The following is a 12,246-nucleotide window of genomic DNA, read 5'->3' as shown; positions in this document are numbered from 1 at the left end:
GAGGGTGCCGACACCCTCATCCCATGATGCACTTCCTGCTGGAGAACGCCGGAGACGCCGAGGTGGAAAAAATCTTCATGGGCATGGCGCACCGGGGACGCCTGAATATCCTGGTGAACATCATGAACAAGCCCTACCGGAAGGTCTTTGCCGATTTCGAGGGCAACCTGGATCCCGACAGCATACAGGGCAGCGGCGACGTGAAATACCACCTGGGCGCCCGCGGGGAGCATCGCACGGACTCGGACAAGCGTGTGGAGATCGAGCTGCTGCCCAATCCCAGCCACCTCGAATCGGTGAATCCCGTGGTAGAGGGCTCCGCCCGCGCCACGCAGGACCACCTGGAGGGCGGCAAGGCCCGCAACCGCATCCTCCCCGTGCTCATCCACGGCGATGCGGCCTTCAGCGGGCAGGGCGTGGTGGCCGAGACACTCAACATGTCGCAGCTGGAAGCCTACCAGACCGGCGGCACCGTGCATATCATCATTAACAACCAGATCGGATTCACCACCCTCCCCGAAGACGGCCGCTCCACCCAGTACGCCTCCGACCTGGCCAAGATGATTCTGGCTCCCATCTTCCACGTGAACGGTGACAGCCCCGAGGAAGCGGTGCACGCCATCCAGATGGCCTTCGAATACCGCCAGAAATTCGGCAAGGACGTGGTCATCGATCTGACCTGCTTCCGCAAGCACGGGCATAATGAGGGCGACGAGCCCGCCTTCACCCAGCCGGGCATGTACAAGGAAATTGAAAACCATTCCACCGTGCGCGACATCTACACCCGCGAGCTGCTGCGCAAGGGTGAGCTGACGGAGGAGCAGACCGAGGAGCTCTTCGAGGAGTTTGACCAGCTGCTGCAGGAGGCTTTTGAGGACGCCAAAAACGCCTCGCCGCTGGAGGTCACCGAGGAGATGATGAACCGCCACGAGATGACCCAGTCGGAGTGGCCGGACTACCCGGATACCACCTACCCGGAGGAGGAGCTCAAGGACATCGCGGTGAAACTGAATACGGTGCCCAAGGATTTCGACGCCAACCCCAAGCTTCTCAAGCAGCTGGCCAAGCGTGCGGAAATCGTGGACAAGAACGAGAAGAAAATAGACTGGGGATTTGCCGAGGCGCTGGCCTTCGGCTCCCTGCTGAAGAGCGGCACCACGGTGCGGCTGACCGGCCAGGACGCTGAACGGGGCACCTTCTCCCACCGTCACGCCATCCTGCACGGCACACAAACCGACCAGGAGTTCATTCCGCTGAACAACCTCTCGGACGACCAGGCTCCCTTCTATCCCTACAACAGCCTGCTCAGCGAGTTTGCCTGCGTGGGTTTCGAGTTCGGCTACAGCGCCGCAAAGTTGGATGCGCTTGTGATCTGGGAGGCCCAGTTCGGCGACTTCGCCAACGGCGCCCAGGTGCCCATCGACCAGTTCATTTCGGCCAGTGAGGCCAAATGGGGTCAGAAATCGGCCCTGGTGATGACCCTTCCCCACGGCTATGAGGGACAGGGTCCCGAGCACTCCTCGGCGCGACTGGAGCGCTTACCTGCAGCTATGCGCGGAGGACAACATGCAGGTGGCAAATCTGACCACCCCCGCCCAGTACTTCCACCTGCTGCGCAAACAGGCCCGGCAGGAGAACAAGAAGCCGCTGATCATCATGTCGCCGAAGAGCCTGCTGCGCCATCCCATGGCCACCTCGGCCACCGACGACCTGGCCGGCGGCGCCTACCGTCCTTTCATCGGCGATCCCGAGGTCGGGCCGGACAAGGCCGAGCGCCTCGTCCTCTGCTCCGGCAAGGTCTACTACGACCTGCTCAAGCAGCGCGAGGAGAAGGAAATCGACAATGTCGCCCTCGCCCGCCTCGAGCAGTTCTATCCCTTCCCCGATCGCGATGTGCGTGAGTATCTCAGCGAGTTTGCCGGGGTAAAGGAGATTGTCTGGTGCCAGGAGGAGCCTAAAAACATGGGCGCGTGGACCTTCCTCTTCCCCGCCTGCAGGCCCAGCTGGCCGAGGGACAGGAGCTGCGCTATGTGGGACGGAAGGCCTCCGCCTTCCCGGCCGCGGGACATATGAAGATCCACCAGGCCGAGCAGGAGCGGCTGGTCGGACAGGCGCTGAACCAGGCGAACCGCTCCCCGAATGACGGAACAGGTGAAGACAGGTGATGGCAGTCATCGCGGACAGGCGGGTAGTTATGGCGTTTTCCAGGGATTGACGACAGGAACCCCGGTGAGCTTGAGATCTTCCACATTGCGTGTGACCACGCAGAGATCGTTCGCCATCGCCGTGGCGGCAATATAGAGATCCAGTACGGGATGCGGCCGTCCCCTCTTTTCCAGGGATGCGCGCAGGGAGCCCCAATGCTCTGCTGTGAGTTTCGAAATAGGAAGGATTCTGTTCTGGAATCTCTTTTCAAGATTCCCGGCCACCCATCTCCTCAATTCTTCCTTGCGGGCCGATTCCGGCAACCGGTCAATTCCGAAGCGCAATTCACCGAAGGTAATGACACTCAGGTAGAGGTCGAATTCGTCCTGCGCGGCAAACCAGTCCCGGACCCCTGCATCAGGACGGGGTTTGATGAGCTCGGAAATACAGCAGGTATCGATAAGATAACTCACAGATCCACGTCGCGCCCTTCGGATGGATCGCGCTTCAGGTCCAGCTCATCGGAATATTCCCTGAGCGGCGATGTACCGAAAAATGTAACGAGATCTTCATTCGGATCCCTTAATCGTTTGTAGTCTTCCATAGAAAGTACCACAGCGCTCTCTTTTCCATGCTTGGTTATAGTCTGGGGACCCTCCTCGCTTGCTTTCCTTACAAGTTCGCTGAACCTGTTTTTAGCTTCCTGTACCTGCCAGCGATGTGTTTTCATGGGTCACTGTTTTGTGTCTAGACTGTCTAGACATTACGTATTTATCTCAAAATGTACAAGAGCTAATGCATATGGGGCGAAACAATGAGGGCCTCTACCGAAGGCCGTTGGGCAGGCCCTTGCAGATGCGGCTGACCGCGTCGTGGCTGTGCAGGCTCTCCATATGCACGCAGCGCACCACGAAGTCGCGTATCCCCTCCTCTTCGTTCAGCGCCTCGTAGAGCAGCCGGGCGGCGTCCTCCACGAATTTCTGGTAGGCGGCGTTCATCTCGGCGAAGGCCTGCTCATCCTCGCGCTTGACCATTACCTGGGTCTCGGTCATCAGTGCGTCGCGACAGAGGCCCACCAGGTCCTCCACGAACAGCTCCTCTTCCAGTTCCACCGTCAGGCTGGCGATGCTGCGCTGGCTGTGCGGAATGGCGGCCACGTCGCGTTTGTCCCGGGCATGCTCGGAAAGCTCGAAGGAGCAGGGGCAGGCGCTGGAATACTCAAAATCAAAATGCAGGAAGGTGCGGAATCGGCCCTCAGCGTCCAGGGTCCCCTCCATCTTCACATCGTAGTACTGGTAGCCCTCCAGGTCGGAGCGCAGGCTCTGCTGAAGGACAGGATAGCTGAACCCCAGCCGCAGGTAGGCGCTGCTGCTGTCGAGCTCCTCGCGGTAGCGGCGCAGCACCTGCTCCAGCTTGTCGGGATGAAAAACCTCGTCCTGGAACTCGTAGAAGGTGCGGATGATGCGGCTCATGTTGATGCCCTTCTTGCCGGCATCCAGTTCCACGTAGCCGTCCACGGCGGTCTCCAGGGTGACCAGCTCGCCATCCGGGCGGGGATACTTCAGGGGCAGGCGGAAATTGGAGATGCCCACCTGCTGTATGGGGACGTTGGCCCCCTCGATGAGCGAGGCGGGACCGTTCTGCAGGTCCGGCAGACTCTCCTTGTACTCCTCCGAGACGGTGAAGGTGGGATCGTAGTATCTCTTGAGCGTGCTCGTAATCATGCGGTCAGGGGTCGTTCAGCTGCGAAGTTCAAAGTTACGCGGGAAATTCCTTTTTCAAAAGAAAGGGACAATAATAGGCCGAATTTCGTTCGGTCTCCTGCAGGTGCACCTTGTAGAGAAAGCCGTCGGCGGAGCTGGCCCGCGCGACCGGTTCACGCAGCTCCTCGTAGATAGCCTTAACCATGTTTTCGGTGGAGGGAATCACATCCTCCAGGAAGTCGACATCCAGGTTGAGGTTTTTGTGGTCGCACTTGTCCACCACGCGCTCCTGGAGAATCTCCTTGAGGACCGCCAGGTCGATGACGTAGCCGGTCTCCTCGTCCGGCGTGCCCGCCACCGTCACCTCCAGCACGTAGTTGTGGCCGTGCCAGTGCTCGTGGTTGCACTTGCCGAAGGTCTTTCGGTTCCACGCATCCGATTTGGATGCGTTGTGAAGCCGGTGGGCGGCATTGAAATGGGCTTTGCGGGTAACGAATACCACGGCGGGGATTCTCAGTGTTTGGTTGTGCGGTCCGCACGGAATAACACGGCCTGGCCCCTATTGGTTCCTGCGCGGCGGTACATCAAGCGGTCCGTGATGCTTTCGTTTATCGCCCGGAGCAGGCCGTACTGGGGAGGCCACCTGTGGAAAGCCGCCCGGGAAAGTCCCCCATCGCCCCGAAATCGACTCCCCATTTTTGTGATTTTTTCACACGGTTACGCGGAGCCAACCTCCTCTAAAAGCAGCAATAGCCATAGGAACATACCTACGGTGAGAATTTTCACGAAATTTCGAGGCACCTTTTTCGAGGCCTATTGGGAGATACCCTTCCGGACCCAGGCGGTATCACAGGCGGCACCAAAGACCGTAATAAAAAAAGAGGGCCTCCCGGGTCAACGGAAGGCCCCCCTGTGATCAGCACACCTCACACATTACATGTGAGACGTTTGTAGGTGTCGAGCCTTATTGAAAGCGCACCCAGGGGGCGTCGGCCCAGTTGTCGGTGCCGAAGGCCCCGCGGTAGTTCACCTGGTCGAAGAATCCGTCGTTGGGAATATCTGCGGCGCCTTGCAGCGCGGGCGACCCGGCCTGCAGAGAGAAGTTAAATCCGGCGGGATCCACAAACTGCGGGTCCACCTCCTCCAGTCCCAGCTGGTCGTAGTAGGAGAGGCCGGTGCCGTCGTCGGCGTTGTTCCAGGATATGTTGCCGCCGAAGGTCAGCGTCTGTCCACGTTTCCTTCCGTGCCGTCGTCGTTCACGTAGATGGGATAGCCGGTGGCTTTCTGGAAGTTGGAGACGATGATGTTCTTGTACTCCCCTTCGATGCTCTCGCGCAGGTAGAGTCCGTAGGTGTTCTCCCCGTTGTCCTGGCCGTTGCCGTAGATGGTCACATTGTAAATTTGAGGAGCGGTGGCGCCGTTGCCCCCGTCGCAGTCGGCCGTATCGTCGCAGCCGTCGTTTTCGAATCCGCGGTTGGAGGGGACCGTCTGCACGCCCCAGCCAGAAGCTGTCCACGTCCGGTCCAGCCCTGGTCGTAGTCGAAAGGTGTCGTCTGCGGCGCCCACGGCCACCAGGTACTTGATGTCCACCGTTCCCCCGAAGAGCTCCACGCCGTCGTCAACGGTCTGGAAGAGGCTGATGTGGTCAATGCGGGTGCCGCTTCCCACCGAGTAGAGGGTGAGCGCCTGCAGCTCGGAGCCGTCGGCGATGCTGTAGCCCGAATACTCGATGCGAACGTAGCTGAGCGTTCCGCTGTCGTCGCCGTCTTTGAAGTTTTCGCCGTCGTTCAGGTCGACGCCGTACTGCACACCCTGACGAGTCCCTCGATCTCGCCGACACCTCCGGGTACGTTGTTGCTCGCCTCGCCGGCCAGGATGATGCCGCCCCAGCTGGCCACCTGCTTGCGGTCGGAGGTAAATACGATGGGATTGTTCGCCGTACCTTCGGCCACCAGGCGACCGCTGGGCCGGTCTTCCGCAAAGTTTTCGTCGTCGCCGGGCAGGGTGATGATGGTGCCCACGTCGGCGTTCACGTTGTTGTGGTAGGTGAAGGTGACGGTGACGCCCTCCTCGACGGTAAGGGCCACGCCGGGCAGCGCGTAACGGGGACCGGTGATGGTGGTGTCGCTGGACCAGGTTCTCGTCTTCGGCGATGGGCTCACCGGGAAGGTCTTCGTCAGAGTGCGGGGAATCTCCGGTCCCTCGTCGGGCGGATCCACGATGGGATCGCCGTCATCAGAACAGCCCGCGAGAAGGAGCATGGACGGTACCAGCAGGAATGCAAGTAACTTGGTGGATATGGATTTCATGGTAGGATGCAGGTGATTTATGTTGGGTTGCTGTTTGTTGAAGGGTTTCGTGGCTATGCGGTGAACCTATGATGCTCTTGTTCCCGTACCATTATCTGCGCGTTCTGATACCGTTACGTCTCATGCTAAAGCGAGAGTTTGATCCCCATCTTGAAGGTTCTGCCGGGGCTGTAGCGGAAGGTGGTGGCCGGTCCCTGACGGTAGACCGTCTCGTCGCCAGCAGGTTGAACGCCTCCAGGCTGAGTGCCCAGGCGGCCCAGCCAGATAATCCCACCCGCGCGCCCAGGCTGTGGAAGGGCTGCTCGTATTCGTCGTACTGCTGCTCCCTCTTGCCCACGGTGACGATGCGCTCGCCGAAGGTGTCCTAGCTGAGCGACAGGTCCATGTTCCATGCCGGGATGGTGTAGAAGGCCGAGGCGTTCACCACGAAGGGCGACTGCCCCACCATGGGACGCTCCAGGTTGGGCACGCGGCTGGCCGCTTCGGGATTCATGCGCGACTCGGAGAGTATGTAGGAGAAGTCCCACCAGCTGCAGCCGTTCCGTCACGTTCTTACGGCCTTCCAGCTCGATGCCGCAGAGATCGGCCTCCGGTGCGTTGTCGTAGAACACCTCGTTGGCGTCGGTCAGGCGATAGAATATCTCGATGGAGTTTTCGAACTGTTTGTAGAAGGCGCTGACGGCAAACAGCTCGCCCGGCTTGGGTAGGTTTCCAGGCGCAGGTCGTAGTTGGTGATGCGGGTGCGTTTGAGGTCGGGATTGCCGTAGATGCGCTGGCCGCCGAAGTAGTCGGCGAAGTTGAAATTGGCGATCTCGCGGAATTCCGGCCGCGCCAGGGTGCGCGAATAGGCTGCGCGCAGGTTGGTGGCTCCGGTCAGCTCGTAGGTGGCGTTGATAGCCGGCGGGAGAGTCGGTGTTGGCCACTTCTGCGGCCTTCGACGTAGTCGCCGCCGAGCGACTCGGGCACCTCGATGGTCTGCACGGGATTGTTCCACCCGTGCCGATCTCCAGGTTCAGACGGTCAACAGGGTTCCAGCCGGTGCTTGCAAAGCCTGCGAAGATGGTCTGGAATCCGTCAGTACCAGTCAGACTGTTCTCACACCGAACTGGGTGAACTCGACCAGCTCCAGCACGCCGCTGCCCACGTTGGCGTCGTCGAGCACCTCGCCCGGGGAGAGGGTGGACATTTCGGACACGAAAGGCGCCACGTTGTCGCGGTAGGCAAAGCGGCGGGCGGTGAATCGGCGGTCCTTGACGGTTGCGCTGAGGCCCACCGAAACCTCCACATAATCGGCCGGATTGAGACGGTACTTCAGCTCCCCGGCGTAGTTGTGGTCCTCCTGGTCGGAAAAGAAGTGCCCGTTGTTGTCGCCGTAGGCACGGAAACGGTACGTTTGACCGGTGAGGTTGTATCGTGTGGTGCGGCGGTCGGGTCGCACGCCGCAGGGCGCGGCTGTAGCTGATGTTTCCCGTCAGGCGCGAGGAGAGAAAATGCTCAAAGTAGGTATCCACCTCCAGGGCGGTGGAGAAGATGTTGCGGCGGTCGAATTCCAGACCGTCAGGCGGTTCACGCCGTTCTGGTAGGGTCCCTCGATCAGCTTGTTGCTCTTGGTGGTGGAGTTGGAATAGAGGCTCTTCAGCCCGATCTTGGTCACGCGGCGACGGTTTCATAAAGAGGTTCATCATGGCGCTGAGATCGGCCTCCTCGCGTCCCTCGTCCACCTGGTAGTTTGTACGGTAGTCGGGTCCCATTTCGTTGAAGAACTGGATGAAGCGCGAGGTCTGGTCCGGCCGCATATCCCGGTTGTACTTGTAGGAGAGATTGCTCACGATGCCGATAGGCAGGGCGTCCTCGTTGAACTGGTTGGCGTAGTCCACGCTGAAGCTCTGCGAGGGCACGGCGTGGCGGCCCTCGCCCAGGTTCCACTCGTCGTGCAGGGCCTGGGCCACCTGCGGGGCAATGTCGTCGCTCACCCGCTGATTCTTCAAAATGGAGGGCAGGCTGCGCTTGCCGCTGTCGAAGCCCAGGAAGTCGGGTGGAGCTGCCCGGACCCGAGAGGGTGTTGTCGAAGGTGGATACGGTGTTGTAGCTGGTCGAATAGCCGAATGTGAGATTGCGCGAATCCGGAAACTCCCGCGTGGTGATCTGCACCGAACCGCCCGAAAACTCGGCGCTCTGGTCGGGCGTGTAGGTCTTCTGAACGACAATGTTATCAATGAGTCCACTGCCGAAGAGGTCGATGGGAGCCTCCTTCCTGTTCGGGATTGGTGGAGGGCACCTGGGCGCCGTTGAGCTGCACGTTGCTGTAGCGGTTGCCGAGTCCGCGTACAAATACGTCCTGTCCGTTGCGCACGGTCACGCCGGTCACCCGCTTCATGGCCTCGGCCACGTCGCTGTCTCCCGTCTTCGAGAGCATCTCCGAGGAGAGGCCGTCCTGCACCGCGGTGGCTTTCTTCTGCAGGGAGAGCAGGCCCGCCTCGCCGCTGCTGTTGGCCCGGGCAGTGACGGTGATCTCCTCCAGCCCGAACGTCTTCTGCTGAAGGGCCACGTTGACCGTGGTCACCTCGCCCTCGTTCACCTCGATGCCGGTGATGGTCTTGCGCGCGTGCGGTGACATCAGGACACCTGCAGGGCGTAGATGCCCGGCTGCAGCCCTGCGATGGTGTACTTGCCGTTGATATCGGTGGCGTCACCCAGGCTGGTACCGACCACGCCGACGTTCGCGCCGATGATGGTCTTACCGGTTTCGGCGTCCACCACCTTGCCGGGAGATTTTGCCGGTCTCGGCGGATGCCTGCGTTCGGCCGGTGGTACCGGAAGCGGAAGTGCCGTTGGAATCCTGGGCCCGGAGCCCGGTTGCAAAGGAAACAGGACAGCGAGACTCATCGCTGCCAACTTGCTGATTCGTGTTGTTTGAAGCGTATTCACCATGTGTGTGCTGATGGGTTGCGGTTGACTGAGGTTGACTCCTGTTCAACACGCGAAGTGTAGCACACACAGATTGTGATACGGTTATCTCAAGGTTATCCTTCTGTAACGGTAACGTTATTCGGAAGGTTAAGGCCGACGTTACCGCAATGTTACGAGGGCGCTGGGAGGCCGGAGCGGCGGAAACCGGGAGGGAAAAGGGCGTACGTTCGCCGTTGAAGAGCTGTAATGGCGAGCAAGACGGGTATGTTCAGCCCTTGGACTCGCCCGAAGCCGGCACTTCGCCGCCTTGGCGCGTCCGTCTTCCCCTGGCGGGTCACCGCCCGGGCCGCTGTTCGAGGATGTGGGCTCCTCCTCTCCGGGCTGGCTGTCGGCCGCTTCCGGGGCACCGTACGGACTTGCCGTTCACCTTTCGCCTCTTGTCGTCGAAGATACCTTCGGGGTACTTGCCCTCGGGCTGGTCGCCGAGCAGATCGCGCAGGTCGTTGTGGTCGAGCACCTCCTTCTCAAGGAGGGTCTGCGCCATCATTTCGAGCTTGTCCTTGTGTTTGATCAGCAGTTCCTTGGTACGCTGGTAGTTGCGCCGGATGATATCATTGACGGCCTGGTCAATCCGTTCGGCCGTCCTCTCCGAGTACTTCTTGTTGAAGCCGTAGCTGTTCTCGGGGTTCTGGGAATCTTTCAGGGATACGTAGCCCAGTTCCTCGCTCATGCCGTACTCGGCCACCATGGCGAAGGCCATGTTGGTGATTCGCTCCAGGTCGTTCTGGGCGCCCGTGGATATGCGTCCAAAGATGATCTCCTCGGCAATGCGTCCCCCGAGCAGGGCACAGATCTTGTCATTCAGCTCTTCGGTGGTCATCAGGAAACGGTCCTCCAGGGGCGTCTGCAGGGTGTAGCCCAGGGCAGCGAGCCCGCGGGGCACGATGCTTACTTTAAGCACCGGATCGGTGTGCTCGAGGTACCAGCCCAGGATAGCATGGCCCGACTCATGGTAGGCTACGATTTTGCGCTCGTGGGGACTGATGAGCTTGTTCTTTTTTTCCAGGCCGGCAATGACCCGCTCGATGGAATCCTGGAAATCCTCCATCTCCACGCTCTCCTTGTCCCGGCGGGCGGCCATCAGGGCGGCCTCGTTGCAGAGATTGGCCAGCTCGGCGCCGGCGAAGCCGGGGGTTTGTCGAGGCGAGCAGTTTCAGGTCGATGTCCGGAGGACATCTTGATGTTGCGCGTGTGCACTTTCAGCACCTCCACGCGCCCGCGACAGGTCGGGCTTGTCGATGAGGATCTGCCGGTCGAAGCGGCCCGGGCGCAACAGCGCCGAGTCGAGCACGTCGGGGCGGTTGGTGGCCGCCATGATGATCACTCCCTTGTCGGTGTTGAAGCCGTCCATCTCGCTGAGGAGCTGGTTGAGGGTGTTCTCGCGCTCGTCGTTGGAGCCCATCATCATGCCCCGTCCACGGCTGCGGCCGATGGCGTCGATTTCATCGATAAAGATAATGCAGGGCGCCTTCTCCTTGGCCTGCTTGAAGAGGTCACGCACGCGGGCCGCGCCCACGCCTACGAACATCTCCACAAAATCGGAGCCGCTGAGGCTGAAGAAAGGAACGTCGGCCTCCCCGGCCGTAGCCTTGGCCAGCAGGGTCTTGCCGGTTCCCGGCGGACCCACCAGCAGCACCCCCTTGGGAAGGGTTCCTCCCAGCCTGGTGAATTTCTTGGGGTTTCTGCAGAAATTCCACCACCTCCTCCACTTCGGCCTTGGCCTCCTGCAGGCCGGCCACGTCCTTGAAGGATACCTTGTTGTCGGCCTGCTTGTCGTAGAGGGAGGCCTTGTTCTTGCCGATGTTAAGCACCTGCTGGCCCGGATTCATGCGCCGGAAAATGTAAATCCAGAATGCAATGGCCAGCCCAATGGGAATGAGCCAAATGAGGATGCCGTTGAACCAGCTTTCCTCGATGCGTACGTCGTAGATCACTTCATGTTCGTCAAGCAGGGGACGAATTTCGTCGCCCTCCAGCATGGTGGTGGAGAAGGTGTTCTCCTCCGCTCCGCCTCCGAGCGACCACTGGTTGTCCTCGGGCGAGGGAGGCGTGACGATGCCCTCCTCCACGGCCTTTGAGCTGTACTGGCCGGTAACATCGGTGCCGTTGCGAATGGTGATCTGGGAAATGTATCCCTGCTCAACATACTCCAGGAAGGTGCTGTATTTGATGCGGTCGCCATTCTCGGGACTGATGAACCAGAACTGAACAGCCAGCAGCGCCACAAAAAGCACCACATAGATCCAGATCGGAAAGCGCGAGGAACTGCGTCCGCCCTTCTTGGAGTACCCCGAATCGGGCTTACGGTTGGGGAAATGGTTGGAATCAGACATCGCGTAAAGAGAGAATAAGTATTAAGCCGGTCAATACCAATATACGGCAAATATTACAGAACTGCGCAGGCGACGGGACCCTTATAACCTTTGCGTTGCTCTTCTGTAGCACCGGAAGTCGTACGAATACGTGCCTCGAATGTTCCGCTACGCATGCATACCCGGGTCACTCCTCCTCTTCCAGGCGCACCGTCTCCCCTTCGGCCGTCTGCATGGTAACGCCCGGGTCGCCGGTTATCTTGCCCACCACCGCGAAATCCTCGAACTGTTCGGCCAGCACGCTCCACCTCCCCCTCGGGCAGCGTGAAGAGCATCTCGTAGTCCTCCCCGCCAAACAGGGCGTACTTGTCCGCCTCCTCCTTCATCTCGTCGGCCACGGCCCGGGTGTCCAGGGCTACGGGGAGGGCGGCCTGGTAGACGTAGCAGCCCAGCCCGGAGGACTCGGCCACCTGGCGCAGGCTGGCCACGAGTGCCCTCGCGAGACGTCGGTGAGGGCGCCGGGCAGCAGGCCGGCCTGTCCCAGGGCCTCCACCACATCGCGGCGGGCGGCGGGCACCAGCTGCCGACCCACCACGTATTCGTATTCCTCCAGGTCGGGCTGGAAAGCCTGCTGCTCGCCCTGTTCCTGCCAGATCTCTTTCTCGCGCATCAGGATGCGCAGGCCCGCGATAGCCCCGCCGAGATCGCCGCTCACGCAGATGGCCTCATCCTCGGACGCCCCGGAACGGTAGCGCACGCGTCCGGCAGGCACGGTGCCCGCGGCGGTCACGCTGAGGTTCAGCGGGC

19 protein-coding genes and 2 pseudogenes are annotated in these 12,246 nt (G+C 60.7%); 3 read left to right on the top strand and 18 right to left on the bottom strand.

From position 1 onward, the window contains the following. The first annotated feature begins 23 nt into the window (after positions 1 to 23). From U5K31_12575 to U5K31_12565, 3 genes and pseudogenes are all read left to right on the top strand, one after another. A pseudogene (locus U5K31_12575) lies at positions 24 to 1,493 on the top strand (thiamine pyrophosphate-dependent enzyme). 1 nt (position 1,494) lies between these two features. Beyond that, positions 1,495 to 1,941: pseudogene (locus tag U5K31_12570) on the top strand (hypothetical protein). A 29-nt stretch (positions 1,942 to 1,970) separates the two neighbouring features. Continuing rightward, positions 1,971 to 2,165 carry a hypothetical protein gene (locus U5K31_12565; protein MDZ7773556.1) on the top strand — a complete coding sequence of 65 codons (195 nt, stop codon included), beginning with the start codon at positions 1,971 to 1,973 and terminating at the stop codon, positions 2,163 to 2,165. Positions 2,166 to 2,192: 27 nt separating this feature from the next. Here U5K31_12565 and U5K31_12560 read toward each other — a convergent pair whose 3' ends face one another. The 18 genes from U5K31_12560 to U5K31_12475 form a co-directional block, all read right to left on the bottom strand. Beyond that, on the bottom strand, positions 2,193 to 2,618 hold the full coding sequence (locus tag U5K31_12560; protein ID MDZ7773555.1) for a type II toxin-antitoxin system VapC family toxin: 426 nt from the start codon (positions 2,616 to 2,618) through the stop codon (positions 2,193 to 2,195). Continuing rightward, positions 2,615 to 2,875, bottom strand: coding sequence for a type II toxin-antitoxin system Phd/YefM family antitoxin (locus U5K31_12555; protein MDZ7773554.1), 261 nt, complete (start codon positions 2,873 to 2,875; stop codon positions 2,615 to 2,617). Before U5K31_12555 ends, U5K31_12560 begins: the two co-directional genes overlap by 4 nt. Positions 2,876 to 2,969: 94 nt before the next feature. After that, entirely contained in the window at positions 2,970 to 3,869 is a 900-nt protein-coding gene (gene folE2 / locus U5K31_12550; GenBank protein MDZ7773553.1) for a GTP cyclohydrolase FolE2, read from the bottom strand. A 34-nt stretch (positions 3,870 to 3,903) separates the two neighbouring features. Continuing rightward, the gene (locus U5K31_12545; protein ID MDZ7773552.1) at positions 3,904 to 4,350 is read right to left on the bottom strand and encodes a 6-carboxytetrahydropterin synthase; all 447 of its coding nucleotides are present in this window, start codon (positions 4,348 to 4,350) and stop codon (positions 3,904 to 3,906) included. Positions 4,351 to 4,812: 462 nt separating this feature from the next. Beyond that, a complete protein-coding gene (locus U5K31_12540; protein MDZ7773551.1) occupies positions 4,813 to 4,986 on the bottom strand; it encodes a hypothetical protein in 174 nt (57 codons plus the stop codon). 80 nt (positions 4,987 to 5,066) lie between these two features. After that, positions 5,067 to 5,657 (bottom strand): hypothetical protein, encoded by a 591-nt coding sequence (locus tag U5K31_12535; protein ID MDZ7773550.1) that lies wholly within the window; start codon positions 5,655 to 5,657, stop codon positions 5,067 to 5,069. Then, a complete protein-coding gene (locus U5K31_12530) occupies positions 5,636 to 6,157 on the bottom strand; it encodes a hypothetical protein (GenBank protein ID MDZ7773549.1) in 522 nt (173 codons plus the stop codon). The genes U5K31_12535 and U5K31_12530 overlap by 22 nt, the downstream gene beginning before the upstream one ends. Before the next feature lie 364 nt (positions 6,158 to 6,521). Beyond that, positions 6,522 to 6,650 (bottom strand): hypothetical protein, encoded by a 129-nt coding sequence (locus U5K31_12525; GenBank protein ID MDZ7773548.1) that lies wholly within the window; start codon positions 6,648 to 6,650, stop codon positions 6,522 to 6,524. Between the two features lie 132 nt (positions 6,651 to 6,782). Continuing rightward, on the bottom strand, positions 6,783 to 7,151 hold the full coding sequence (locus U5K31_12520) for a TonB-dependent receptor (protein MDZ7773547.1): 369 nt from the start codon (positions 7,149 to 7,151) through the stop codon (positions 6,783 to 6,785). 90 nt (positions 7,152 to 7,241) lie between these two features. After that, positions 7,242 to 7,595, bottom strand: coding sequence for a hypothetical protein (locus U5K31_12515; GenBank protein ID MDZ7773546.1), 354 nt, complete (start codon positions 7,593 to 7,595; stop codon positions 7,242 to 7,244). A 33-nt stretch (positions 7,596 to 7,628) separates the two neighbouring features. Next, the gene (locus U5K31_12510) at positions 7,629 to 7,811 is read right to left on the bottom strand and encodes a hypothetical protein (GenBank protein ID MDZ7773545.1); all 183 of its coding nucleotides are present in this window, start codon (positions 7,809 to 7,811) and stop codon (positions 7,629 to 7,631) included. A 558-nt stretch (positions 7,812 to 8,369) separates the two neighbouring features. Continuing rightward, the gene (locus U5K31_12505; GenBank protein MDZ7773544.1) at positions 8,370 to 8,774 is read right to left on the bottom strand and encodes a TonB-dependent receptor plug domain-containing protein; all 405 of its coding nucleotides are present in this window, start codon (positions 8,772 to 8,774) and stop codon (positions 8,370 to 8,372) included. Next, on the bottom strand, positions 8,774 to 9,043 hold the full coding sequence (locus U5K31_12500) for a carboxypeptidase-like regulatory domain-containing protein (protein MDZ7773543.1): 270 nt from the start codon (positions 9,041 to 9,043) through the stop codon (positions 8,774 to 8,776). The genes U5K31_12505 and U5K31_12500 overlap by 1 nt, the downstream gene beginning before the upstream one ends. A gap of 358 nt (positions 9,044 to 9,401) precedes the next feature. Further along, positions 9,402 to 10,208 (bottom strand): hypothetical protein, encoded by an 807-nt coding sequence (locus U5K31_12495; GenBank protein ID MDZ7773542.1) that lies wholly within the window; start codon positions 10,206 to 10,208, stop codon positions 9,402 to 9,404. Between the two features lie 72 nt (positions 10,209 to 10,280). Beyond that, on the bottom strand, positions 10,281 to 10,724 hold the full coding sequence (locus tag U5K31_12490; protein ID MDZ7773541.1) for an AAA family ATPase: 444 nt from the start codon (positions 10,722 to 10,724) through the stop codon (positions 10,281 to 10,283). Beyond that, positions 10,621 to 11,460, bottom strand: a complete 840-nt coding sequence (locus U5K31_12485; GenBank protein ID MDZ7773540.1) for an ATP-dependent metallopeptidase FtsH/Yme1/Tma family protein — start codon at positions 11,458 to 11,460, stop codon at positions 10,621 to 10,623. The genes U5K31_12490 and U5K31_12485 overlap by 104 nt, the downstream gene beginning before the upstream one ends. 53 nt (positions 11,461 to 11,513) lie before the next feature. After that, complete coding sequence (locus tag U5K31_12480; protein ID MDZ7773539.1) at positions 11,514 to 11,927, bottom strand: hypothetical protein; 414 nt, start codon at positions 11,925 to 11,927, stop codon at positions 11,514 to 11,516. Further along, positions 11,855 to 12,246: hypothetical protein (locus tag U5K31_12475; GenBank protein ID MDZ7773538.1), on the bottom strand; the 392-nt coding region annotated here is incomplete at its 5' end. The genes U5K31_12475 and U5K31_12480, both read right to left, overlap by 73 nt.

The sequence above is a fragment of the Balneolaceae bacterium genome, assembly GCA_034521445.1.
Lineage (GTDB): Bacteria > Bacteroidota > Rhodothermia > Balneolales > Balneolaceae > JAXHMM01.
The sequence above is the reverse complement of the archived record's forward strand: the minus strand, read 5'-3'. Positions and strand labels throughout refer to the sequence as shown.